General features: G+C 42.5%; 25 protein-coding genes and 1 riboswitch. Of the genes, 15 read left to right on the top strand and 10 right to left on the bottom strand.

Translation table 11 applies throughout. The features are described 5' to 3' along the window. Window positions 1-4 precede the first annotated feature (4 nt). Both ACWPWY_RS00520 and ACWPWY_RS00515 read right to left on the bottom strand, forming a co-directional pair. On the bottom strand, window positions 5-949 hold the full coding sequence (locus ACWPWY_RS00520) for a stalk domain-containing protein (RefSeq protein ID WP_454189913.1): 945 nt from the start codon (window positions 947-949) through the stop codon (window positions 5-7). Between the two features lie 323 nt (window positions 950-1,272). Next, window positions 1,273-3,018: a proline--tRNA ligase gene (locus tag ACWPWY_RS00515; RefSeq protein WP_454189912.1), complete on the bottom strand. Its 1,746-nt coding sequence runs from the start codon at window positions 3,016-3,018 to the stop codon at window positions 1,273-1,275. A gap of 555 nt (window positions 3,019-3,573) precedes the next feature. Here ACWPWY_RS00515 and ACWPWY_RS00510 point away from each other — a divergent pair. After that, entirely contained in the window at window positions 3,574-4,245 is a 672-nt protein-coding gene (locus tag ACWPWY_RS00510) for an exonuclease domain-containing protein (protein WP_454189911.1), read from the top strand. 11 nt (window positions 4,246-4,256) lie between these two features. Here ACWPWY_RS00510 and ACWPWY_RS00505 read toward each other — a convergent pair whose 3' ends face one another. The 3 genes from ACWPWY_RS00505 to ACWPWY_RS00495 form a co-directional block, all read right to left on the bottom strand. Further along, the gene (locus ACWPWY_RS00505) at window positions 4,257-5,258 is read right to left on the bottom strand and encodes a helix-turn-helix transcriptional regulator (protein WP_454189910.1); all 1,002 of its coding nucleotides are present in this window, start codon (window positions 5,256-5,258) and stop codon (window positions 4,257-4,259) included. 178 nt (window positions 5,259-5,436) lie between these two features. Beyond that, on the bottom strand, window positions 5,437-6,195 hold the full coding sequence (locus tag ACWPWY_RS00500; RefSeq protein ID WP_454189909.1) for a hypothetical protein: 759 nt from the start codon (window positions 6,193-6,195) through the stop codon (window positions 5,437-5,439). Window positions 6,196-6,488: 293 nt separating this feature from the next. After that, on the bottom strand, window positions 6,489-6,635 hold the full coding sequence (locus ACWPWY_RS00495) for a hypothetical protein (protein WP_454189908.1): 147 nt from the start codon (window positions 6,633-6,635) through the stop codon (window positions 6,489-6,491). A 367-nt stretch (window positions 6,636-7,002) separates the two neighbouring features. Between ACWPWY_RS00495 and ACWPWY_RS00490 the strand changes: the two genes are divergently transcribed. The 7 genes from ACWPWY_RS00490 (at window position 7,003) to ACWPWY_RS00460 (ending at window position 12,486) form a co-directional block, all read left to right on the top strand. Continuing rightward, on the top strand, window positions 7,003-7,440 hold the full coding sequence (locus ACWPWY_RS00490; protein WP_454189907.1) for a hypothetical protein: 438 nt from the start codon (window positions 7,003-7,005) through the stop codon (window positions 7,438-7,440). Window positions 7,441-7,485: 45 nt separating this feature from the next. Next, on the top strand, window positions 7,486-8,193 hold the full coding sequence (locus ACWPWY_RS00485; RefSeq protein WP_454189906.1) for an AIM24 family protein: 708 nt from the start codon (window positions 7,486-7,488) through the stop codon (window positions 8,191-8,193). Window positions 8,194-8,303: 110 nt separating this feature from the next. Next, window positions 8,304-8,347: riboswitch (PreQ1 riboswitch) on the top strand. A gap of 235 nt (window positions 8,348-8,582) precedes the next feature. After that, window positions 8,583-9,275, top strand: coding sequence for a 7-cyano-7-deazaguanine synthase QueC (queC, locus tag ACWPWY_RS00480; protein ID WP_454189905.1), 693 nt, complete (start codon window positions 8,583-8,585; stop codon window positions 9,273-9,275). Continuing rightward, window positions 9,272-9,766 (top strand): 6-carboxytetrahydropterin synthase QueD, encoded by a 495-nt coding sequence (gene queD, locus ACWPWY_RS00475; RefSeq protein ID WP_454189904.1) that lies wholly within the window; start codon window positions 9,272-9,274, stop codon window positions 9,764-9,766. The genes queC and queD overlap by 4 nt, the downstream gene beginning before the upstream one ends. Continuing rightward, window positions 9,759-10,496 carry a 7-carboxy-7-deazaguanine synthase QueE gene (gene queE / locus ACWPWY_RS00470; protein WP_454189903.1) on the top strand — a complete coding sequence of 246 codons (738 nt, stop codon included), beginning with the start codon at window positions 9,759-9,761 and terminating at the stop codon, window positions 10,494-10,496. The genes queD and queE overlap by 8 nt, the downstream gene beginning before the upstream one ends. A gap of 45 nt (window positions 10,497-10,541) precedes the next feature. After that, complete coding sequence (gene queF / locus ACWPWY_RS00465) at window positions 10,542-11,039, top strand: preQ(1) synthase (protein ID WP_454189902.1); 498 nt, start codon at window positions 10,542-10,544, stop codon at window positions 11,037-11,039. Between the two features lie 187 nt (window positions 11,040-11,226). Beyond that, window positions 11,227-12,486, top strand: coding sequence for an MFS transporter (locus tag ACWPWY_RS00460; RefSeq protein WP_454189901.1), 1,260 nt, complete (start codon window positions 11,227-11,229; stop codon window positions 12,484-12,486). 45 nt (window positions 12,487-12,531) lie between these two features. Here the strand turns inward: ACWPWY_RS00460 and ACWPWY_RS00455 are convergent, their stop codons facing one another. Together ACWPWY_RS00455 and ACWPWY_RS00450 are read right to left on the bottom strand one after the other, a co-directional pair. Then, the gene (locus ACWPWY_RS00455; protein WP_454189900.1) at window positions 12,532-12,738 is read right to left on the bottom strand and encodes a hypothetical protein; all 207 of its coding nucleotides are present in this window, start codon (window positions 12,736-12,738) and stop codon (window positions 12,532-12,534) included. 64 nt (window positions 12,739-12,802) lie between these two features. Further along, complete coding sequence (locus tag ACWPWY_RS00450) at window positions 12,803-13,840, bottom strand: AraC family transcriptional regulator (protein WP_454189899.1); 1,038 nt, start codon at window positions 13,838-13,840, stop codon at window positions 12,803-12,805. A gap of 156 nt (window positions 13,841-13,996) precedes the next feature. Here ACWPWY_RS00450 and ACWPWY_RS00445 point away from each other — a divergent pair, with 156 nt between their 5' ends. Further along, window positions 13,997-14,593, top strand: a complete 597-nt coding sequence (locus ACWPWY_RS00445) for an NAD(P)H-dependent oxidoreductase (protein ID WP_454189898.1) — start codon at window positions 13,997-13,999, stop codon at window positions 14,591-14,593. Window positions 14,594-14,670: 77 nt separating this feature from the next. Here ACWPWY_RS00445 and ACWPWY_RS00440 read toward each other — a convergent pair whose 3' ends face one another. Next, window positions 14,671-15,627 carry an EcsC family protein gene (locus ACWPWY_RS00440; RefSeq protein WP_454189897.1) on the bottom strand — a complete coding sequence of 319 codons (957 nt, stop codon included), beginning with the start codon at window positions 15,625-15,627 and terminating at the stop codon, window positions 14,671-14,673. Between the two features lie 174 nt (window positions 15,628-15,801). Here ACWPWY_RS00440 and hmpA point away from each other — a divergent pair, with 174 nt between their 5' ends. Then, on the top strand, window positions 15,802-17,007 hold the full coding sequence (hmpA, locus tag ACWPWY_RS00435; RefSeq protein WP_454189896.1) for an NO-inducible flavohemoprotein: 1,206 nt from the start codon (window positions 15,802-15,804) through the stop codon (window positions 17,005-17,007). Between the two features lie 13 nt (window positions 17,008-17,020). Here the strand turns inward: hmpA and ACWPWY_RS00430 are convergent, their stop codons facing one another. After that, the gene (locus tag ACWPWY_RS00430; RefSeq protein ID WP_454189895.1) at window positions 17,021-17,524 is read right to left on the bottom strand and encodes a Crp/Fnr family transcriptional regulator; all 504 of its coding nucleotides are present in this window, start codon (window positions 17,522-17,524) and stop codon (window positions 17,021-17,023) included. Window positions 17,525-17,828: 304 nt separating this feature from the next. After that, entirely contained in the window at window positions 17,829-18,740 is a 912-nt protein-coding gene (locus ACWPWY_RS00425; RefSeq protein ID WP_454189894.1) for an S-layer homology domain-containing protein, read from the bottom strand. 350 nt (window positions 18,741-19,090) lie between these two features. Between ACWPWY_RS00425 and ACWPWY_RS00420 the strand changes: the two genes are divergently transcribed. The 5 genes from ACWPWY_RS00420 (at window position 19,091) to ACWPWY_RS00400 (ending at window position 25,443) form a co-directional block, all read left to right on the top strand. Continuing rightward, window positions 19,091-20,833, top strand: coding sequence for an ABC transporter ATP-binding protein (locus ACWPWY_RS00420; protein WP_454189893.1), 1,743 nt, complete (start codon window positions 19,091-19,093; stop codon window positions 20,831-20,833). Beyond that, window positions 20,826-22,688, top strand: a complete 1,863-nt coding sequence (locus ACWPWY_RS00415; RefSeq protein ID WP_454189892.1) for an ABC transporter ATP-binding protein — start codon at window positions 20,826-20,828, stop codon at window positions 22,686-22,688. Before ACWPWY_RS00420 ends, ACWPWY_RS00415 begins: the two co-directional genes overlap by 8 nt. A gap of 264 nt (window positions 22,689-22,952) precedes the next feature. Next, complete coding sequence (locus tag ACWPWY_RS00410) at window positions 22,953-24,026, top strand: WXG100 family type VII secretion target (RefSeq protein ID WP_454189891.1); 1,074 nt, start codon at window positions 22,953-22,955, stop codon at window positions 24,024-24,026. A 42-nt stretch (window positions 24,027-24,068) separates the two neighbouring features. Continuing rightward, window positions 24,069-24,536: a hypothetical protein gene (locus ACWPWY_RS00405; protein WP_454189890.1), complete on the top strand. Its 468-nt coding sequence runs from the start codon at window positions 24,069-24,071 to the stop codon at window positions 24,534-24,536. A 67-nt stretch (window positions 24,537-24,603) separates the two neighbouring features. Continuing rightward, window positions 24,604-25,443 (top strand): hypothetical protein, encoded by an 840-nt coding sequence (locus ACWPWY_RS00400; protein WP_454189889.1) that lies wholly within the window; start codon window positions 24,604-24,606, stop codon window positions 25,441-25,443. Window positions 25,444-25,527 lie beyond the last annotated feature (84 nt).

Here is a 25,527-nt window from a genome sequence, read left to right as displayed (position 1 = left end):
CCTCCTACTTAAATGGATTTATGAGAGCAACAGCGTAATCTTTGGTATTACTGGTATCAAAAAGAATATAGTCAGCTTGATTCACTTTGAAATTCTTCCACGCCGTGTAATTTTCATCATAACCATCTGAACGGAATTTATCGGATTCATCTACAATTGGATAATAGTTAGTAGCTGTTTTATCCCCATTGTTTGTTAAGGCATTCTCAACAGCCCTTCTATATTTGGCATCATCATTTTTTACTAAGAATGCAATTGGGACAGTCTTTACCGAATGTCTGATAGCAATAGTTTTCATACCGCTTAACTTTCTAGTTGCTTGGTCTATTGAGTAAATAACTGCACCATCGCCAATCTGAATTGGAAGATCACTCTCCTTAAGTATTTTCACCCCTTTGAACTTGGTTCCAGAGATGTCCTCAAATAAAAAAGATGTCCTAGTATATGCCTTGAAACTTGCAATGGAGGTCAACTTAAATTCCTTATCATCCGTACTTCTAAAATTCTTTTCTCCAATCCAAACCCAGCGCCCTACCTTATCCCATTCCACTTTCTGCCCTAACCCTTCACTCACCAATCGTAAAGGGACAAAGGTCCGATTTTGTTTCAATATAATTTTGGTACCATAACTTTTCTTTTTCCCATCAATCAAAGCGGTTGTTTGTCCCACCGTCATTTTCACTGTATGATCTTTATCAGTAACACCAACCACGGTCGTCTTCCCGCTTTTGCTGTAACTCACCTTAGCACCTAACGCTTCAGATACAAACCGAATCGGAACCATTACACTTCCTTGAGAGTCCTGAAAAGGTTTCGCATCAGGAAAACTCATTTTCTTTGTATTTAATAGTACTTCTACGGGAGTAGCACCCGCGCCTTCAACATGACCAACTGGTGACGAAGCAAAGACCAAAGATCCTAACATAATCGACAAAATTAATTTTTTCATGTCTTTTAATCTCCTATCATCTAATTTTTATACTTTGGATTGTATTTATTTCCTTATTCTTTTTATCGGTCTGCAACACTTACCTTTTAACGTATATGTATACATATTTTTCCTGATATCTTAGAACCTCCTTTATCCTATCTCTCAGCACTTAAAACAGAAAAACAGTTCAGAAATACCCGCTATATTTACACAACAACCCTATAAAGACACAAAAAAGGGCCTTGATTGAAATCAAGGCCCTATGCTTTAGGACAAATCGTTATATGCTGAGGTCAAAGTCTTTTTTAATAGAATATAGTATATTAATCATTTTGACTAGTCTACTTTCGGAAAATATGCATTTTTGCTATCTCAAGCACTTCTTCCACAGACATACGCTCAGAACTAGACGGTTCTGTATTCTCTGCATCTTGAGAATTCGCTGGCCAACTGCACTCGACTTGTCTGTCTGCTGCATTTTTTCCTACAATAACTCGCATTGGCAGTCCCATTAGATCAGCGTCTTTGAACTTTACGCCCGGACGCTCATTTCGATCATCTACGAGTACCTCCACGCCAAGGGCAGTCAGCGAACTTTCAAGTTCTTGTACGAGTGCCATCTGTACCTCATCTTTCACAGAAATCGGAATGAGATGTACATGGTAGGGAGCAACCGCGACCGGCCAGCTCATCTTAAGGTCTGCTGCGTATTGCTCCGCAATTGTTCCAAGCAACCGAGAAATCCCAATACCATAACAGCCCATAATCGGTTTTTGTGGAGTCCCTGTCTGATTAAGGAAGGTAGCGCCCATCGCATCACTATATTTTGTACCCAGTTTAAATACATGCCCCACTTCAATTCCGCGATCGAACGTAAGTGCAGAACCACAAGAAGAACATAAATCGCCTACTACAGCATTCCTAATATCGGCTGCTATATCCCAAGTGAAATCTTGCCCAGGCTGTACCTGAATATAGTGATGATCTGGTTCGTTTGCTCCGGTTACCGCATGTCTCATTGCAATAACAGCATAGTCAGCTATGACTTTCATCGAAAGATCATAAGGTCCAAGATATCCCACGGGAAGCTGTAGATGCTTGTATTGTTCTTGATCTAACAACTCCAGTTGCTCCACCTTAAGTGCATGTTGCAGTTTAATCTCATTTACCTCTTGATCTCCACGAATCAGTACAGCAACAGGAACCCCATCTGCCTCATACAACAGAGTCTTAATTATGTTCTGCGGTTCTAGATTTAGATAAGAAGCAACTTGCTGAATGGTCTTCGTATCTGGGGTATGAACTTTTAGCTTCTGAGATTCTGTCCCCTGCGTAAACGGTTTAGTCCCTTCGGCAGCTGTATCGGTTTTATAGATCGCCTTCTCCAGATTAGCTGCATAATCACAAGCGGTACAAGTTACAATTGTATCTTCACCAATGTCTGCGAGCGCCATAAATTCGTGCGTTTCGCCACTTCCTCCAATCGTCCCTGCATCTGCTTCCACTTTCGTGAAGTGAAGTCCTACCCGAGTAAAGATTCGTGTATATGCCTGGACCATATCTTCGTATACTCGATCAAGCTCCTCCCAATTAGCGGAAAAAGAATACGCATCTTTCATAAGAAACTCGCGGCCACGCAGTAAACCAAAACGAGGTCTTCGTTCATCCCGATACTTCGTGCTGATCTGATATAGCGTAAGTGGCAGCTGACGGTAACTATGAACTTCATCACGGATCAGTGCGGTAATCACTTCTTCGTGAGTAGGTCCAAGGGCAAAGGACCTGTCATGGCGATCAGATAATCTCATTAGCTCTGGTCCATAATCACGATTTCGGCCTGATTCTTCCCATAGCTCGATCGGTTGTAGAGAAGGAAGCAGCGTTTCCTGAGCCATAATGGCATCCATTTCTTCTCGAACAATTCGCTCTATTTTATGAAGGACCCTTCTGCCTAACGGTAAAAGACTGTAGATACCGGATGCCGTTTGCCGAATCATACCTGACCTCAGCAAAATTTGGTGACTTCGCGCTTCTGCCTCCGCTGGCGCTTCTCTTAGTGTTGGAATAAACAATTGACTCTGACGCATGATTGTCTCCTCCCCCTATCGGATATAAAATAAAAAAAGACACTTTCGTCAAGGGACGAAAATGTCGTGGTACCACCCTTATTTAAGTTCATTCCTCTGCAGTATAATACGTAAACTGTTGCCCAGTCTAACGTGGCACGCTACAAATGAATGATCTTCTCTACGGCATAACGTGCCTAACCCGGCAAGTCAAATCTTCTCCAGATTCACTTGCAGCTCCAAGGTAGGAGTATAAGTTCAAATTTCAGAGACCTTTCAGCCTGCCGGATCTCATTCTCTAATGAAATTTGTTGTCGTCCTATACTATGGCCTTGATCATCGCTGTTCACATTTTCAAAAAGATTAATGGAACATAGCATAAAAGTCAATCACTTCGTATATACAAGTTCGTTTACACAAGTCTTATAAAACTAGATATCTAGTATACTTGCCAAGAAACTGATAGAAAATACGCTGACACTCTAACTTCTAACAAGTAATATAGTACAATAGATCTGATAATCTTAAAATAAGCCTAGATAAATTCAAAATAAATAGAGAAAGGAGTTACTTCTGATGAATTACATTATCTACGATCTTGAATTTACGGTAAGCCGAAGCACTCGGTATTCTTCCGAGATTATTGACATCGGAGCGGTGAAAGTTTCCCCGATTGATGATAAAGGAAACCTAGGGGTTGTTGATTCATTTCATACCTATGTACGACCTTCCAATAAGTCCGTTTTATCCACAGATACGATCCAATTCACCGGTATTACGCAGAAAGATATTGATGCAGCTCCTCTATTCCCCGAAGCCGTTCAGCAATTTATCGAATGGTTGCCAGATACCTATTTTCTCTGTTCCTGGGGACCAGACGACAAGAGTAAATTTTTATCCCATTGCCGTACCCACCAGGTGAAGGTGGATTGGATCAGGAACCATAATGACATCCAAAAACAAATCTCAAGGGCGCTTCGTAAAGAAGGCGGTTCACGACAGCTTGGACTAAGTCAGGCCCTTACGATGTGTGGTATTCCATTTGACGGCACCCAGCATCGCGCTCTTGACGATGCCATCAATACAGCGAGAATATTTATTCATCACTTTGAACATTTAAAACTTGCGGAGAACAGTGCCGCTGACGAAGAAGGAACGAAATCCAAACTTGTATATTCGAGCGGAGATGATGATAAACATAATCCCTTTGGAGATCTTGCCAAATTGCTTGGGCCATCTGACTCCTAGCACTGCACTGGTTACTCATCTTGATAGGAACAAAGCCAAGTCTTGAGCCTCTCTCGTAATTGATTTCGGTAATACGGGGGCTCGAGAATTTCGGCAGCAGGACCATAAGGCAGAAGCCAATCCATAAATTCCCCACTGTTGTTTACTATGACTTCAAGTATCATATTCCCATCCGGTTCATGGATATACTTAGGCTTTATCATGAATTCACTTCGTTTCATCTTCTCCACGGCTTCCGCAGTAAACCTCACTTTAAATAAGGTTCGTTCCACCCCTGGATTAACAGAAAATGTGTCTTTCATGGAGATGTTTTGTGCATAAAGTTCTCTACGAAAGGTCTGAGGCATGATCTCTGCTTCTAGAAAACAGCTCATACGAAAAGACTCTACTCTCTCGGTATTGTGACAATATCCGATTACATAAAAATGATGTCCCTTTGGTACTAAATGATACGGATCGATCCTTAGTTTTAGTTCTGATTGCTCTATATTAACAAACCCTTCAACGCCCACGATCGGCGAATCATAGACAGCCTGGATTGTATTCTGTGACAATGAAGCTTGTATGATACTGACAATGATTTTATTGTCCCTTTCATCCAGCCAGTGTTTCTCAGCTTTTCCAAGCCGAATCACTTCGGCAAATTGTTCAGCCCATTCGACTCGTTCTGTTTTTTTCTTTAGACTTACGGCCATAACCTTCTCATAGGCACTTTCAAAAGCACAAGGCAATGACGGCTTAACTTCATCCATGATATCTGCCAGTTTTGCAAAAGCTTCTGTTTCTTCTTCTGACCAATTCAGGGGATAGAGTGCAAACCTACTGATAAACTGATATCCACGTCCATGCCCCATATTTACAACCGGGATATGCATTGCACTAAGTGCATCCATATCTCGGTAAATTGTACGCTCTGATGTCTCGCAACGTTCTGCTAATTCTCTTGCTAAAATTCCGGGTTTTGCTTGTACCAAGGTAATAATACGCATCAATCGTATAAGTCGCTCTGTCATGCGATGCCCCCTATAACAACACTGTAGTTAAAAAGAACTAAGATGACTTCACAAATTTTATAGTCCTTTAGACTTATATCGGTTATTTTTCTTGTTTTCATTATGTACATTCTGTTATCAACCTAGATGTGATCTGATCAGTGCTGAATACTCCATACTTAAACAGCAATCTTGCTGCTTATTTTGCTTCTTTATCATAGTAATCCTTGCCATAAGACACACGAAAAGCGAGACTCTGATCTTCTTCCACATCAACCGTATCATAACAGGATTTCTCATGAGTCTGCTCATAATAAAGGCATAAACGACTCAGAATTTGAGCCTCTCGGTAATAATCTAAATCGCCCGTTCTCGTAGCTAAAATCAACAAGCCATCCGTATGTCTTTTTATAATTTCTTTTCCTTCTTCACTTCTGCCTCTTTCAAATGCTCTGAGGCTCTGTTTCATTATTACTGTCGATTGACTTAGTATTGCATATTTCTGCACTCTTGGGTCTGGTTCTCTTCCAATTACCCCGAAATGTGTAGAAACAAGCAAATTAATTTGTTCTCTGCGCAGTAAAACACGTTGTTCCTGCTTTGTCTTTAATGCACTCCAATAGGCGGAACATGCCGGTTTCTTCCCGGGAGATTGAGAACTTACATCAAATTCGAGTAAGAAAGATTTTGTTTTCCCTTTATACGCGTTACCAAGACCAATTACCCATCCGGCGTCGGATTCTTTTGCCCTCACACCATGAACCGCTTTAATATGCATGTCCTTCTCAGGTTTAATTAACAATTCCACTTCACGGAATAACAGTTTAGGCTGTGTCTTCAGTTGTCTCTTGGCCAGTGGTCCACTGCGCCATTCAATCAGCAAAAACAGTGAATTTTCGCCGGAAACGGGAATAGCTTCGCGGTTCCAAGTATAAAACACATCCAAAGATGAACTCACTAAAATCTCTCCCCTCAGTTGCTTTACTTAAATACTAACAGGATAAAAAGACAACTGATTGTCAGGGAACATATGTTCTTATACAAATAGTTGCAAATTTTTGTGTCTTTACACCACCTATTCGTTAATTTTCGACTATTTATGACAAAAAAACACAAATCTCACAGATCTGTGTTCCTTAACTGTATCTTTTCTCATAATAAAAAACCGAACACGGGGGATCTTGAATCATATACCCGTTTCCGATCTGATCGCTCTTTCCTATCCGTGTTGCTCACGATGAGGCAGTAGTATTAACGACGTTTCATTCCTACGGTTCTTTTATTTTTATTAATGGGAGCATAAGTGATCCCGTCCATTACTAATGCTTTTCCAACTGGTTTTCCATTCACCGTAACTCGAATTGTTTTATACACTTTTTTATCTACTCTGCTTTCCATTTCTTTATTTCCTCCTTATATATATTACAACCACAGTTCATTGTTTTCCCGAATAAGACCTTTTCCTTCTAATTAACCTATCCGAAGTACGTCTAAACATAATTTTTTTGTTTTTGATACATTCTTTAAATCAATTTCATAACTCATTAAAACGATAAATATGTAACTAATAGATAGACAAATAGAACCGTTTTGATCTATATATCATCCTCATTAAAGCAACTAAAGGGGTTATGAAATTGATTCCTTTATCCACAAAAAAGGGAATATATGAAACAATAAAAAACAAATCATCGTATAGAATAGCAGGATTCCCTATTATTCTTTCTTTATTTTAGGTTAATAGGATATATAAGGTGGTGGATTTATGAAAAAAAAGTGGCAGCTTGTACTGATGACACTAGCCATGTACAGTCTACTTCTCATGTATTCAGATCAACGGGCTCAGGCCGGATTCTGGGAAAATGTATATAACGGATATGAACAGTTTACGAATCTACCAGAGGAAGTAAATAAATTACAAGAAAGCTATGAACAGACGATGACAGAACTAAACAGTGCCAAAGAAAATATACAATCATTCCAGGCTCATAATGAACAATTAATGGCACAAAATCAGCATCTCATGGAGCAAAATGAAAACCTTTCTTCCATGGTAAATCAGCTGCAAAAAGCAGAAGAACAACGAACGAAGACACAAAAAAGAATAATGACGACGGTGATTACAGCCATTTGTCTTATCGTTTTCTACTTCGTGCTTGTCCGTATCATTCGTTATCGTATGCAAAAACATTCGAGAATGTAATTTTTAAAACTAAGTTTCTTTTTATAGAAAGGAATAAAATAAAAGATGCAAATTTCTCAAGGACACGAAGCTTCTACGGTTACTGGGCAAGCTGTCACTTTCTCTTTAACGGAAGGGGACAAGATCCATGTGCTTCATCCGCAGCAGATTGTCGCTTACCGCGGGTCCGGTACGGGCAGAAATGATCGGCTCATGAATATTAGCGGAATGTACCGTAAACATAAACTCATTCAATCCGAGATTAGCGGTCCATGCCAGTTTGTCACTGCACTGCCCCCCGGTTTCAGCATGAAATCGATCAAACTTGAAGAGAAAAGCGATCTGCTCTACGATTTCCGGCATTTATTCTTCTATAGCGAAGGCATTCAAATGCAGACTAGAATTCTTAAGGTCAAAAATATGCTGATCACAAGAGATGCAATAAAGATGAAATTTTCGGGTCACGGAGTGATCGGTATTCTCACGCAAGGTCAAGTCTGTGAACAAGAACTTCATCCCACTGCCCCTCTGTATGTGGATGCGGGCAGTGTCATTGCCTATCCGGAAAATGCAAAACTGGAACTCACCGTGTACGGAAATCATCTCGCGAGTCAGCATATGAACTATCACTGGAAGATGACCGGTCAAGGTACCGTCTTGTTTCAGGCTGGCCGTGAAAATCGGAAACTTGAGAGTGATATTAACAATGACGAGGGTCTTTTTAAACGGATTTTGCGTGAAGTGTTACCTTTTGGAAACGTATTGATTAAGTAAAAGGTCTTCTATTGTGCGTATTTTCTGCTATAATACTACGAGTACGATAAGAACTAACGACAACTACAAATATAAAATCCATGGATCATCATGCGGGATATCCGATTTCCATGGGAGAGGTTCGCGAACTCCCTCTATAAAAAACTATACAGATTGTCTAATATGCAGGCTTATTTACCTCCCTGTGCAGTCAGCAACTTTATTTTCATAAAGTGGCCGATTGCTCATTTTCGTGTTCGTAAATGATGCCTTGTCAATCTATATAAGTGCCCTCCAATTTTGGTAGTGGCCTGTTTTTTGTTGATCGAGTAAGGAACTTCTCTTTTCTTCCGCTGATGAAACGCGATCCGTTCGTGTTTACTAATCCTAGAAGATAGAGAGGTTTTTTTATGTTCAATAATGAAAAAGCAATCGTCGTATTCAGCGGCGGACAAGATAGCACGACTTGCCTGTTCTGGGCAAAAAAACACTTTGCAGAAGTGGAAGTTGTTACTTTTGATTATGGACAGCGCCATAAACAAGAGATTGAAGTGGCTGCTGATATCGCTCGTGAACTAGGTGTGCAGCAAACGGTTCTCGATATGAGCCTGCTCAATCAATTGGCACCAAATGCCCTCACTCGCAGTGATATTGATATTTCACAAGAAGAAGGCGAACTGCCAAGCACGTTCGTTGATGGAAGAAATCACTTGTTCCTAAGCTTTGCGGCTGTCCTTGCCAAACAAAAAGGAGCACGTCACATTATTACCGGTGTATGCGAAACTGATTTTAGCGGATACCCAGACTGCCGTGACGTATTCGTAAAATCACTGAATGTCACATTAAACCTGGCGATGGATTATGATTTTGTTCTTCATACCCCTCTCATGTGGCTGAACAAAGCAGAAACTTGGGCAATGGCGGATGAACTCGGAGCCTTTGAATTTGTACGTGAGCGTACACTTACTTGCTATAACGGGGTTATGGGCGATGGCTGCGGCGAATGCCCTGCATGTAAACTTCGGAAAGCTGGCCTTGACGAATATACTGCTGAACGCAATCAAAACATTTCTTCTACTATTACAGGCGGTGAACAGCAATGAGACCACAGCCCGGTACTTTTCGGATCGTAGATCGGCTGCAGCGCATCGGAGAAGATATTCAAAAAGAGCAGCTACGCTATCACCGTAAACGGGTCCTTGTCAGCAAGGAATTTACTTTTGATGCTTCGCACCACCTGCACTGCTATGAAGGCAAATGCAAAAACTTGCATGGCCATACCTATAAAGTTGTATTTGGTATTAGCGGGATTCCTGGTGAGACAGGACTCACCGTCGATTTTGGCGATGTAAAAGAAATCTGGAAAACTCAGATTGAAGGTTATCTCGATCATCAATATTTGAACGAAACCTTACCGCCAATGAACACTACCGCAGAGAATATGGTCGTGTGGATTTATGAACAGATGGAAGCGGCTCTGCAAAGTGAGCCCTACTGCTCCCAAATTGAAAGTGGACGTACTGAATTTGTGCGGCTCTACGAGACTCCAACCAGTTATGCAGAAGTAAGACGGGAGTGGATGATTGATGAGTAACCCTCGTCCTATTCCTGTGCTTGAAATCTTCGGACCTACTGTTCAAGGAGAAGGCATGGTCATCGGTCAGAAAACGATGTTTGTACGTACTGCGGGTTGTGACTATCGCTGTTCTTGGTGTGATTCTGCTTTTACATGGGATGGCAGTGCGAAAGATCAAATTCGTCAATTGAGTAAAGAAGAGATCTGGCAAGAGCTTACTTCTATCGGGGGCGACCGATTCTCACATGTCACGATCTCTGGCGGTAACCCTGCGATCTTACCTCAGATTGGTTCCCTTGTAGAACTGCTTGAGGAACGCGGAATCCGCACAGCAGTAGAGACTCAAGGTTCCCGCTGGCAGGATTGGCTTATGGATATTAATGAAGTGACGATCTCACCAAAACCTCCAAGCTCTGGTATGAACACAAACTGGGATACCTTAGATGAGATGGTGAACCGTTTGGCTGATCGAACGGGAGATAAAGCCTACAGTCTAAAAGTCGTTATCTTTGATGAGCAAGATCTTGCGTATGCGAGAGAAGTTCATCGTCGTTATCCAGGTGTTGCAATGTATTTGCAGACAGGGAATCCAGATGTAGGTACGGGAGATACAGAGAATCTTGCTTCCTCCCTTCTCCACCGTTATGAGTGGCTCATTGATCAAACAATGGATCTCTCTGATATGAATGATGTACGTGTCTTGCCGCAGCTCCATACGCTGGTATGGGGAAATAAACGCGGCGTATAAATATAATAAATAAATAATAAGAAGATGTACGAAGGAGATATGAACATGGCTGGACGTCAATCCGATGAACTACAAGATATTACACTACTGGGTAACCAGGGGACAAAATATAATTTTGAATATGATCCAAGCATTTTGGAAACTTTCGATAACAAACATCCTTACCGGGATTACTTTGTTAAATTCAACACTCCAGAATTTACAAGCTTATGCCCGATTACTGGGCAGCCTGACTTTGCAACCATCCACATCAGCTACATTCCTGATATTAAAATGGTAGAAAGTAAGTCACTCAAACTGTATTTATTCAGTTTCCGTAACCACGGAGATTTCCATGAAGATGTGGTTAACATCATTATGAATGATCTCATTAAACTTATGGACCCGCGTTACATTGAAGTATGGGGCAAATTTACGCCAAGAGGTGGAATCTCTATTGACCCTTACTGTAACTATGGTCGTCCAGGTACGAAATATGAGGAGCTCGCTACTCAGCGTTTGTTCCAACACGATATGTATCCTGAGAATATTGATAACCGCTAATCCTTCGAGATTCCAAGTAACCCAGTATAAGAGGCCGTTTCACTACGAAGTGAGGCGCCTCTTTTTTTGTAACTCCAATATAGGGATTGCTTACTAAGTAAATGATGTCATATGATGTAAAGATCTACCTGTTTCGGTTAATTAACGATTACGTTGTTACGAATTACATAGGAAAAGGAGACCTTACATGTCACTCAATTCACTGACGAAGACCGGTTCCGCTTCCCGGCCGCTTCCTCGTCCTGATGCCGGTTCACAGACAATCTACCGGATTCTGATTGCGATCGGACTCGTTCATTTGCTTAATGATTCGGTTCAGTCGGTTATTCCCGCTATCTTCCCTGTACTGCAAGACTCCATGGGAATCAGTTACAGCCAGATGGGCTGGATTGCTTTTGCACTAAATATAACAGCATCCATTATGCAGCCCGTTGTCGGTTATTTCTCCGATAAAAGACCTACTCCCGCCCTCCTGCCAATTGGCATGGGTTTCACTTGCTCAGGTATGATCTTTCTTGCCTTTGCCGACAGTTACATGGCCATTATGATGTCCGTTATTCTCGTGGGCCTTGGATCGGCCGCTTTTCATCCAGAAGGTTCTAAAGTCTCTCATATGGCTGCAGGAAATCGCCGGGGATTAGCCCAGTCTATTTTTCAAGTAGGCGGCAATGCAGGACAATCTCTTGCTCCTCTCCTCACTAGATGGGTGTTTATCCCCTTCGGACTGATGGGTTCCCTCGGTTTTGCAGCTCTAGCTGCGGTAGGGATTGCGGTCCAGATTTTTATCGCCAGATGGTACGGTCAAACGCTGAAAAGCGGAGGATATGCTAGAAAGAAAGCAGCAGATGGAATCATGAATCCTGCGGTGAAAAAGAACATCATGTATGCCTTTTTCATTCTAATTATCTTAGTATTCGTTCGTTCTTGGTATGTATCTTCCATCGGAAGTTACTATGCCTTTTTCCTGAAAGATACCTTCTCGCTGTCTACTCAAGATGCACAGATCTATATCTTCCTGTTCCTTGGAGCGGGTGCGCTCGGAACTTTCTTTGGAGGACCGCTTGCTGATCGTTTTGGAAAACGAAATATGATCTTTGCTTCCATGGCTTTTGCTGCACCACTGTCCCTAATACTCCCGTATGCCAATCTCTTCTGGACGGGTGTACTTTTGTCGATTATCGGCTTCATTATGTTATCCAGCTTTTCGATCACTGTAGTCTATGCCCAAATGCTGGTACCAGGTAAAATCGGAACCGTATCCGGCATGGTTACGGGCCTGGCTTTTGGACTCGGCGGGCTTGGTGCGCTTGTGCTGGGGAACTGGATTGATGCCGCAGGAATTAGCCCGGTTATGCAGGTGTGCAGCTTTATGCCGCTGCTGGGATTCTTAACTTTTCTGCTTCCATCAGACAAGAAACTGGCCACTTGGACGGATCGCACTGCATAATAATAAACGCCGCGAAGGTTTGCCCTTCCCGGCGTTTTTTAATTTCTACTCCAGCGTATCCTCTGTTCGCTTCACTTTTGGTTCCAATCTATTTCTGATCTCTATTAAGAGCGACACGATTTTATATAAGAAGGCTAGAAAAATACCCATAATCAAAGCAAGTCCGTAAGGAAACATAATAATTACGGCAAAGAAACTAATCACGACGAAGATCAAAAGATATAACACATCTTTTCCACCATTGTTCTCCATTGTAGCTGTCCTCCCATCTAAAAATTCACTTCTAATACAAACAGACGATTAGATGCGCGAAAAGTTACATTTTCTCTCTCAAAACTCGATATTGTCCAGGTGTATTTCCCGTCCAGTGTTTGAATGCGTGATGGAAAGCACTCTCTTCTGAAAAGTGAAGCATATAAGCGATATCTGAAATAGAATATCCTTCTTTGCCTAAGTACCGCAGAGCAAGCTCTTTGCGAACGGAAGCCAAAACCTGCGTATAGCTCGTTTTCTCAAGCTGTAGTTTTCCTTGAAATGTTCGTACTCCCATATGAAAAGCAGCTGCGGTCTCTTTCAAAGTCGGTATATGGCTGCGCAGCTGATCAATTAAAAAGTGCATAACCTCATCTGTGAACTGTTGTCCCTCCGTAAGCTTCTTTCTCACTTCTTCCGCCTGCTGTTCAAACCAAGCAACGAGCTCCCCATTTGCATACATCACCGGATAATCAAGTACAGAGCGATCAAACCGAATTTCATTAGCAGCAGCTTCAAAATCAGGAAGGGTACCAAGCACTTCTATATATGGTGTGAAATCTCCCGAGTCAGGCGGTGCATGAGTGAAGGAGACGGTATGCAGCTTGGTCGGTATGCCGCTTAGCCTTGATAACATATGTACGAGTGAACCGATCATATCCTCGGTACAGTGACGGGAGACATTCCCTTGAAGCCCCTCCAAAGATAAGCGAAGAATCACCTTTTCCCCTGCTTCTTCCATTACAATTCCATAACCGCTGCAAGCAATAATATGATATCTCTGATATGCGGCAATCGCCTCTCCAAGCGTACCAGAGTGCATCATTACATAACCTACGGCTCCAAGGTCTGCCATTTCCATTCTTCTACCCTGGTGTAATCCAAAAAATTCATCCGCCAGGAGAAGCGCAGCTGCATTCATCAGCTCCATATGCTGTTTGGCTGCAATTCGGGCCCCTGGCTGTTTTAACAGGCCAGATTGTAATCCGTGACTGCTGAGAAATACTTCTACGTCGTGCCCTTTATACGATAACGTCTTCACCAAGGTATACAGCATAGTAACGGATGTTTCGTAGTGCTTTATATCTTTCACACCTTTCATATCTTTCCTCCTCCCGTTCCGACCTTTTTCCTGATTCAATGCGGAATCGATCAGTAAATCTGCGTCATTCATCATAGGTTACTTCCGCTCACCCCGTTATGATTAGACCAACACATGCAGATTCAGACATAAATACAATTCATTCTTGGAGGAATCATGAAAAAGAAAAATGAGATTAAAACCATTACCCTCATAATGGGACACCCTGATGAAGAAAGCTTTTGCAAAGGACTCGCCAACTCCTATCTAGAAGGAGTATCTAAACATCCTGTGAAGATTAATCTCATAGACCTGAGCCAGCTCCAGTTTAATCCCAATCTACAACACGGATATCGCAAACGAACAGAACTTGAACCAGACCTTCTAAAAGCACAACAAATGATCAAAGATGCTGATCACCTTATTTTCGTATACCCGCTCTGGTGGGGGTCTGTGCCTGCGATTCTAAAAGGATTCTTTGACCGCACTTTACTACCTGGATTTGCTTATCAACATAAACCGGATAGCCTTCTGTGGGAAAAACTTTTGAAAGGCAAAACCGCTCATCTCATCGTAACGATGGATACGCCGCCCTGGTATTATCGATTCATCTATGGAAATGCAGGACATCGGGTCATGAAGCAAGGGATTCTTGGCTACTGCGGAGTTAAAACCGTAAAAGTAACCGAAATTAGTCCGATGAAAATGTCCACAGAGCAACAAAGGCAAGAATGGCTTCAGAAAATATATAAACTTGGAGCCCAGTTAGCGTAAAAGATCTCTTATCTTATCCTGTTTTATCAGTTCATTCCCAATCCGAAAACTTAGCATTCAGGCACTATCTACAGCTCTTAAAGCTCCACTACCTCATCTATTTTTTTTAATAACCGGCGTTTTTTATAGAGCATCTTTCCTGCTTCGGAAACGTCGGTAAGCGCACCTTTATTACTGATGGACCCAAAAATAATGCCAGCAATCGGGATCATCTGAAACAACTGTTTCCATCCATAGTTTTCACGATAGGCAGTTACAACCTCCCGCCATCCTTGCAGCTGTGAAATGACTTCGGCATTGGTATGTTCCTCATCAAAATGGCTCAGCTCTTCAATAATGGCTTTTTTACCTACTATATCGGCTGAAGAAAATTGAAGACATTTTACGATAAATACTCGCTCCATGGTCTCCTCGGGGTCATATCCATAGCAGATGGCGATCTCCTGTAACGTTTTTAAGGAAGTTCCTAAGACGAGCGGGAGGTCCGCCGCCATGGTTACAATCCCGCCTACTCCCGTAGCTGCTCCGCTTGCCGCCGCAAACTTGATCCGTCCTTGGATAATGTCATCTGCAGCTTGATCCATAACTGCAATAGGGAGTTTCGCAATATCCTCTATTGCAAGCTCAGGTGCATCCTCAGGTAAAGTGGCAACATCCTTTTCTTCCTCAGCGCGAAACTTTCCGGCAGCTGCCAAAGCAGCAGACGATACTTGAGTAAACATTTTTTTAACTTGTAGCCCTTTTTTCTTTATTCCTATTCGTTCCGTTAGCTCTTCCTCACTTCGAAATTTATGAATGTGCTTCAAAACAGTCCTTTTATTCACAAGGAATCGACCGCCATTTTGCAAAAAGGCCCCGAGTTCATTTAAAAGCACTCCGAGTTTATCTCTAATGATCTTCGGCGTAAGCTTGTCCAACATAGCGAAGGGTAACCGCCCTAGCTTTTCCCAGAAAAAAATATCCTTCTGTTCCTTCTCCCACTTCTCGATTAGAACGAGTTCTGCTTGCAGAAGTTTCTTCGATTCTATACTCATTTGTCAATCCTGCTCCTCTTCAGATGGTTCTTACTCTTCACCTCTATACGAATGTCAATGAATAAAGGATGCAATCTGTTCATAAAATTTGTGATCTGAATCACTATTTAAACGTACTCCCTCTTTTATACTGAAGATATGAATAATAAAGCAGTAAGAAAAGAGGGTTTACATATGTTAAGCAGCCATGATATTTCCATTATTAAATCAACTGTACCCGTTCTTGAAGTACACGGAAAAGACATCACCACATGCTTTTATAAAATGTTATTTGAGCATCATCCTGAATTATTGAACATTTTCAACCACGCGAATCAGAAAAAAGGCAAGCAACAAGCGGCTCTTGCTAACATGATCTATGCAGCAGCCAAACATATAGATCAACTGGAAGCCGTTCTTCCTGCAGTAAAAGAAGTTGCTCAAAAACACCGCAGTCTAGGTATACTACCTGAACATTACCCAATTGTAGGGAAATATTTACTCATTGCCATTAAAGAAGTGCTTGGTGATGCAGCAACAGATGAAATCATTCATTCTTGGAATAACGCATATGGAGTCATCGCAAGTGTGTTTATCAATATTGAGAAAGAAATGTATGAGGAGGCAGAAGGCCAACAAGGAGGCTGGACTGGATTCCGTCCATTTACCGTGAGCAAAATCGTGGAAGAAAATGAACTCATCCGTTCTTTCTATCTTATTCCATCGGATGGAGGAGCAATTGCTTCCTTTACGCCAGGTCAATATGTGAGTGTAAAAGTTCAGGTTCCTGGAGAAACCTACACGCAGATTCGTCAGTACAGCTTGTCCGCTGCACCACACGAACCTTACTATCGCATTAGTGTAAAACGGGAAGACGGAGCTTTGAATACACCAGAAGGTAAAGTGTCTTCTTACCTGCATAACGAGATCAAAGAAGGAGACAAACTTCTCCTGTCTGCTCCTGCTGGTGAATTCCGTATGGAACTTACTGATGATCGACCTGTCGTCTTTATTGGAGGAGGGATCGGGGTTACCCCGCTAATGAGTATGGTGAATACTGCTGTGAAGCAACAGCCAAATCGAAAAGTAACCTTTATTCATGCAGCTCATAATGGAAAAGTACATGCAATGGGTTCCGAAGTGAAACAACTCGAAGCCACTAACGAACAAGTGACTACCCACTTCTGCTACAGTAACCCGCTCCCTGAAGATACGGGTTTCAGTAAAACAGGACGAATTGATCTGGTTTGGCTGCAAGAGATTGTACCTACAACGGATGCACATTTCTATTTCTGCGGTCCGCTCTCCTTTATGAAGAGTATTCGGGACAGCTTGACTAGCTGGGGTGTTCGAGAAGAAGATCTGCATTATGAGTTCTTCGGACCAAAAGAAGCACTATAACTACTTGCCTATCTTAATTAAATTCACCTGAACGTAAGAGGCGGTTCACCGTCTCTCTGCGAAGACCGATCAACTGACCAATTTCTGCTTGGGTTAGGAGATCGGTCATTTTTTCAGGTGCAATATACGTTTCCATCCATGAACGGAGTTTGCGCAGACGCTCGGCAGGTTCAGTTTCGGTTACTTGATCGATTCGCTGCTGCATCATACGAAGTTTCTCTTGAAGCTTTAGAGCTACCTCCCGGTATTTCTCAGGTTGTACTGCCAATGAGTGATACCACTCTGCTGCCGGAATCACTTCGATTTCACAAGTAGATAAAGCTAAGGCTGAGCCAAAACTAGGACCGGGACTAATTAAACTATGATGAGGAAACATCTCTCCGGGAACGATAATATTAACAAGAAATGCTCCGCCATCCTCCTGGATTCTAATGATTTTGAGCATACCTGATTTGAGATGGTAAAGAGGAGTCATATCCCCCTGCCGAAAAAGCACTTCACCTTTATGTAGTATCATATTTGATCACCTTTATTTTTTTATTTCTCTTCCTTACCTTATGTTCCTTTATTTTCGCCTATAATTTCTATAGTAACAAAAAAAGAAGCACCGGATTTCATAAACCCCTTGTAAAGGACAGTTTATCACATCCGTGCTTCTTTTTTACATTATACAAACTACTAGCGAAGGTATTCCATCTGACAGTGCCTTTGGCTTTGCAAAGCAAAACAACGAAACAGTCAGATGGAATTCCGCAGCGTTCGACAGTGCCTTTGGCTTTGCGAAGCAAAACAACGAAACAGTCAGATGGAATACCGGAGCGTTATGAAAAAGGCGCCACTTCCGGTGTATATCCTGAAGGGATATTGGTCTCCGCAGTCCTCTCTGTGATTACCTGCGGATACATTTTGTTAGGATCAGGTTGTATAATCTCATACTTGATGATCGCTTTGCCATTCTTGCTAAGTTCGACATCTTTAATCTCAAGACCATACCCGGGATTAGGCAGCTCCAGACTTATTTTCACTTTTACCGTCTTCTCGTCTATCGTTTGGGAAGAGACCTCGGGTATCATTGCCTGCTGACCGCTTCCTGGCACCGTTCCCGGTGTTTCATCTGAAGCACCGCCATTTCTATGTCGATCAATGAACTCCCTTGCTCCATAGACCATCTCTGCCGCCTCCATTCGAGTGAGCGTATCACGGGGCCTAAATTGTTCCTTCTCATCAAGTCTAATCACCTTCATATTCAGTAAGTTCTGAATCGAGGAAATATATTCGGGTTTGATCTCTTGTTCATCTTTTATATGGTTGTAGAGTAAGATAACAGGATAGTCTCCTGTAGTGTTCATACCTTCCAATAAGAGATCAGCAAATACTTCTCTGGTAAGAGCCTCGTCTGCGTCTGCCATTGCCGGTAAAGACAAGCCCTCCGCTCTAGCTGCATCATACGCTTCGTGATACCATTTCGGGTTCCCTGGCTCCGTCTTTTCGTTTCCTGCGCTCAGATCAAATGCATTCACAATCATCTGAATTCCTTGAGCCTCTGTTAGAGCACCGGCAGGGTTGAACTTGTTCGAAGTCATTCCGTTCACAATCCCTTGATCGCGAAGCGCTTGAAGTATCTGTACCTGTGTATCTGATGTAACATCATCAAAAGCAAAAGCAGACATTCCTCCAAGAGCAAAGGACAAACTTAAAGCTACAACTGAAGTTTTAACGGTTAAACGTTTCATCGTAACCTACCTCCATTATCTATGATTCTTCATTTTCTTCACGTATATGTTCTACTCTCTAAACGAGAAAGTTCTGAAATATGTTTCATGGCAATGATTTATTCTGCAAGACTACTTATATATTCCCCAATGGCGAGAAATCTCATCACATTCTTTTTTTACGCTAAAGTGTAGTTTAATAAAAGCTGTTTTTTGACCACGAAATGGTTTGACAATAAAACGAATTTACTTAAAAATAAGATTATAATGTTCAGTATAGTACATACATTAGAAAGGGCACGACGCTTTTTTAACAACCAGCGTCCTGCCCTTTTGTGTCCGCAAACACGAATTAAGGAGATGAGTGATCCGTGAATGATCGAAGTTTACTTCGTAACTATGTGCAGTCCCACTGGCTTTCCTACCTTAGTGCCATTCTGCTAATCATTATCTCCAATGTGGATCAGGCCCTGCTCCCTCGTGTAGTAGGACAATTTACAGATGAACTGCAAAAACAAACGCTCACCATGGATAAAATCATCCACTTCAGTCTGCAACTATTGATTATAGCGATTTCTTACAATGCTTTATTCGGACTCGGCCAGTTTATGATTATGCGGCTCGGCAGAAGATTCGAGTTCATTACCCGGCAGAAGCTTTTCGGTAAATTTTCAGAGCTTAGTGAAAAATATTTTGCAAAACAAGGTACAGGCAAGCTTCTCAGCTATGTAATGAATGACGTTACTTCCGTCAGAGAAGCAATATCTAACGGGATCAATCAGACAACCAATGCGGTATTCTTGCTAGTGTCTTGTGTAGTGATGATGATGATTAGCGGCATTCCCTTTACGCTCATCGCGATCAGCGTAGGTCCTCTGCTAGCCATTCCTTTTCTAGTAGTGTACTTTGGACCACGTATCCGCAAAAGGTCAAAAGCTGTTCAGGAAGCGCTTGCATCCATGACAGAATCAGCGGAAGAACAACTTGGCGGGATTCGCGTTACCAAAACGTTTGCTACGGAAGAAATCTCTCGTTCCCGTTTTGGTTCCTCTGTAGATGCAATAAGGGATAAACAACTTAAGTTGGTACGTCTCTCGTCCCTTTTTCAGGCACTGCTTCCTCTGTTAGGCGCATTCTCCCTTGTTGTATCTATTGTGGTAGGCGGATACATGACGATTCAGAACACGATCAGTCTTGGTAGTTTTGTAGCTCTCACCCTGTACTTGCGTATGATTATGGGCCCGCTTCAGCAGATCGGTAATGTGATTAATATGATGCAGCGGTCCGGTGCTTCTCTTGAGCGTGTCAACAGTCTGCTCGCTGAAATTCCCGATGTACGCGAGACGGCCGATGCCAAACCACTGAAGCAGGTAGAAGACATTCATATTCAAGGGCTATCCTTCAAGTATCCAGGTAGTAAAGAATTCGCTCTGAAGGATATCAATCTGGTCATACCATCAGGAAAAACGGTCGGAATCGTGGGACGAACGGGCAGCGGGAAAAGCACACTCGTAAAATTACTGCTCCGCATCTATGAACCTCCTGTCGGCACAATCAAGGTCAGCGGTTCAGATGTACGCAGTCTGACACTTGAAAGTTTGCGTTCAAAATTAGCCTACGTACCTCAAGACGGTTTTTTGTTCAGCACAACGATTCGTGACAATATCGCATTCAGCAATCGAACGGCTACGATTAGTCAGGTGGAAGAACCCGCCAAGCAGGCGATGATCTTCGATAACATCGTTCAGTTCCCTAAGTCGTTTGAAACACCACTCGGTGAACGAGGAGTCACCTTGTCAGGCGGGCAAAGGCAGCGTACAAGTCTCGCCAGAGGACTGATGAAGAATTCACCTTTGCTTATTCTGGATGACAGCATGAGCGCGGTAGATGCCGTGACTGAAACCGGTATTCTAAACCAATTAAAAAAAGATCGTAAACAGAAAACGACCTTGATCATCTCGCACCGGATCAGTGCGGTGAAACATGCGGACGTGATTGTCGTTCTTGAGGAAGGACGAATTATGGAGCAAGGTACGCATCAAGAACTGATGAACCTTGAAGGCAGGTACGCTTCTCTTGCCCGTATTCAGGAGGAGGGATTGCATCATGTCTGATACGATCATAAGAGATAAACAACCCCATACCCAAATGGATTTGGATGAAGATAAAAAACAAAATACAAGTGCATTCCGCTCCATATTACGATATGGCAGGCCGCATCGTTTTACTTTTGTTCTCATCTTTTTCTGTTCCTTACTTGGGATTGCTGCCGAACTTTCACAGCCGTATCTCATTAAGGTGGCCATCGATGACCATTTAGCACTGGGCCGAACAGGACTTACTTTTCTCATTCAAATTGCACTGGTCTATCTTGTCTTGTCGGTCATTAGTTTTATATTCACTTATATTCAAAATAATCTGCTGCAGTATGCAGGACAGAACATTGTAGCTGCACTTCGTAAAGATCTGTTTACTCATATTACGAAGATGTCGATGTCCTTTTTTGATCGCAAACATAGCGGAAGCCTCGTCACCAATGTGTCGAGTGATACAGAAACAATCAGTTCTTTCTTCACACAGGTACTGCTGAGTCTTATACGAGACGGTATGATGCTCGTGATGATTATTGTTTTTATGTTCCAATTGGACGTTACACTTGCTCTATATTCTGTCGCAGTTCTTCCGTTCATTGCCCTTGTGGCTGTCTTGTTCCGCAAATATCTGCGCGAAACCTATCAGCAAGCAAGAACCCGCTTGTCGAGACTGGTTTCCTTTATTGCGGAGAACTTATCCGGCATGTTTCTCATTCAAGTTTATCATCAGGAAAAGGAACAAATGAAACAATTTAACGAACAAAATGGACACTACTTTTCGGCCAATGTAAGACAGATTCGGTCTAACGTCATTTTCAACCGAACCTTTGATATTTTAGGGAATATTGCTCTTGTACTTATGATCTGGTTAGGCGGTAAAGCTGTCCTCGGTTCCTCACTGGAAGTCGGCGTACTCTATGCATTTATCAGTTATATCCGTCAATTCTTTCAGCCAATCAACCAAATTACGATGCAGTGGAATACATTCCAATCCACTACGGTCTCGATGGAACGGATCTGGGCGATACTCAGCACAAATCCCGGAGTGAAAGAACCGGATACTAATGAGGCCGCCACTCTAACGACAGATGATGTGAACGGACGAATTGATTTTAACGATGTCTCTTTTGGTTATCTTGAGGATCAGCCTATCATTCATAACCTGAATCTGACTGTTCATGCGGGTGAGATGATTGGAATTGTAGGAACTACCGGTGCGGGCAAAAGTACGGTCATTAGTCTGCTGAATCGATTCTATGATGTGAATCAGGGCAGTATTGAGATTGACGGTGTAGATATTCGTAAACTGCCGCAAGAAACGTTACACCGTATTGTTGGGCTAATTCAGCAGGACCCTTTTCTCTTCTCCGGCTCAATCATTGATAACATTCGGCTATTCCGAGAAGATGTGCCCAGAGAGCAAGTTATGGAAGCCTGCAGATTTGTAGGGGCGGATTCCATGATTCGCCGTTTAGCAGATGGATATGATACGCATCTATCTGAAAGAGGCAGCGGGTTATCGGCGGGAGAACGGCAACTGATTTCTTTTGCTCGTATTGTCGTGTTCCAGCCGCGAATTCTCATTCTGGATGAAGCCACAGCGAATCTAGATTCACATACGGAACAATTAGTCCAAAATGCCCTCTCTTCTGTAGCTGCCGGGCGGACTACCATAGTCATCGCTCACCGATTATCTACCATCATGCATGCGGATCGTATTCTTGTCATGCAAGAAGGCCGAATCGTGGAATCCGGCACCCATCAAGAACTAATGGAGCTGAGAGGAACGTATGAAGATTTATATCAACATGCACTTGAAGCGGGACGTGAAATGATATTTGGGTTAGAGGAGAAAACACGAAATGATGCCGGCTAAACTCTGCTTCATTCGTACGTGAGTACGCAAATAGTAAAAAGATGCCTCAGAAGCTACCCTGCTTTTGGGGCTGTTTTTCTTATAAATGAAAGTATGTGGAACCTTGGGCTCATATCACAGTTCTTCCTAAAGACCTGTTTTGTGCAAAATCATCCATTTTTAGTTGCTAACCGGATGATTCTAACATTAGAATTATTGGGTAAATGTACCATATATTGATGGTGTCCTTCTTCTGTTCAATATTTATGATGAGGTGAATGGTTAGTGACAAGAATTGTGGTCCCCCCAGAACGTATTCTCGAAATCTCCAAACAATTTACGCAAGCATCCGAGAAAAGTAAAAGTATGGTGGCGAGTCTGAACGCGAATATTCTCTCCCTGCAAAGCCAGTGGTCAGGCATAACCCAGGAACGGTTTTATCAGGACTTCCAGACTGCTCGTACCCAGATGGATACATTTACTTCTAGAGTATCTTCGATCGGCACCGAACTTCATTCCATCTCCGTCAAATTTGCGGAAGCGGATGGTTCACAAGATACCGGAATTAGGACAGAAGGTAACAGTAAAGACGCATGGCAAGAAAAAACGAAAGAGACCCTTTCGGATGCATTTGACAACGGCTCGAATACATGGAATTCAGTTAATGGCTTACGTGGAAACCTAGCCTTGGCCGGGACTGCATTATACAGCGGACTGGCGAGCTCACTCGTTTTAACAAAGACCGTTGAATTTAAACGACACAAAAATAATCCAAACCGTGTAGTCATCCATAACGCGAAATGGGTAAACGGAAAAGGACCCGATTCATTCCTAAGAAATATGGCACGCAGAATAGATAAACAATTTCGTCAGCCTGGGCTTGTCATGAAAGGACTGAAGGGATTTGATAAATGGGCTGGAAACCTGAAAATGGGGAAAGTCGGGCTCGGTTTTAGTAAAGCAAACAGTTTTTCGGCGTGGACTCGTAATGTGGTAGCTGGAGTACCAAAAGGTCAATATGGTATGAAGATTTCAGCGATTCCAAAGATGATCAGCAAAAAGCTCTTCCCTATTAATGTTGGACTTAATATTTTTGATGAAGGTGTCAAAACCGTAGGAAAAATGAAGAGCGGAACACTTACCGGAACAGACGTTGCCGTATCAGCCTCCAATGTCGTTATTAAATCAGCAGCAGCAGGCGCAGGTGCCATCGTTGGCGGAACCCTCGGAAGTGCATTTGGACCTGTAGGAACGGCAGTAGGCGCCTATGTTGGCGGTGCTGCGGGATCATTCGCCGGTAAACATATAGCTAGTGCAGCAGAAGGGGCTATTCGCTGGGCTAGTGAATTATTCAAATAATACGGAATACGAAGTTAACTCAAAAGACCCGGAGGTTGACTTATGCAATCGATATCCTATCGGCAAAAATTCGCCTTTATGAAAGCAACAGCTTCTCTCATTCTCATTTCTGGCTGTTTTGTGCTCGTATACGCCCTTACTGAAGATAACCTGGGTATAGCTGAAGCCATTTACTATGCCAGTGGTGTGCTGATTGGTTTTTGGTTTTTTGGACCCCAACTCATTCGACTACTGAGCCTCACCTTCTTTAAGAGACCTTTGTTCTCTTATGATCAAAACAATATCGTACTGAATGACGGGACCCTCATTCCCTGGAATTCCATTCAGAAAATAGATCTTCACGATTCTTCCATGAACAAGTGGGTACAATCAGTCCCTCCTTTCTATCGACTGAAGCTAAAAAATAAAGAACATGTGGATATCAACACCTACCATGTACTAAGTACTGATGAACTAAAAAGAACACTGAAACTACTTCGCCGTGTTCATAATGGGGCAAGTATAAAATAAAGATAACTAACCTACATATCCACTCATTTTGCCGAGCTTTTCATCATAACAGATTATAGGAGGACTTATGGACAAACCACTAATTACGTTATCCATAGAAGAGTTTGGCTTTGCACTCGCATCAATGGGAGCAGAGGACGTAGCTGCCGGCTTGCTGAAACCGATGTACGGAGAATTATCAGAGCGTGAATGGGAACTGATCCTTCAGGCTGCCTCACATAGTCTTCTTTCTAAAGGACTTATTGTCAGTTTGGAAGAAATGGAAATTGAATTCGTGCCTGATTTGCTGGAAATGCTGATTCATTTTGCAAGAAGCCGCAGGATGCTCCGGGGCTATTCGCTTAGCAATGATCAAGAAAAAGTGCTCACAATTCATGCCGGAGAAGAAGAACAGAGCGGTCAATACTTGTACCATCTCACCGTTAATCAGCGAATTCATCTGTTTACATGGACGGAACCTTCCGAATGGGAAGAAGAGTTGTATCGATTCTATCTCAGTCAGGAGCGGTTACTCCCTGCTGATTCCGCTAAGCTCCGTTTATCTGAGTCTAGATGGAATACACTAACCGCTATTTCGCCGGATACGAACGTTCCCTCTCTTTTAAGTGAATGGGCACTAACCGAACCTGAACAACAAATGATCCGGGCCTGGAGTTCTGCCTTCATACTATCAGGGAAAAATCTAGATAATCTAAGCATTCTTCATTATGGTGATGAAGAAATGCCAACTCCAGAGCAGATGCTGTTACTGCTAAATGTAGAAGAGCATTTCTACAGCGTTCATAATATTCAGCCTGATCCTACGTCAGAGCCTGTTATTGAAATTGAGCATTCGACGGAACACACACTTCGCAAACAGCTGAGAGATATGATTGACAAGTTTGCAGCGCCTTCTTTCCAGCGATAAATTGATCTCCCCCTCCGATCCTTAGATCACAGTTCAAATGTGGTATAGAAAATAGCCATGTTTGGAAAAATACTGTTGATGTTC

The sequence above is a fragment of the Paenibacillus sp. Marseille-Q7038 genome (assembly GCF_965111595.1).
Note: the sequence above shows the minus strand (reverse complement) of the source record. Positions and strands in the feature narration are given on the sequence as shown.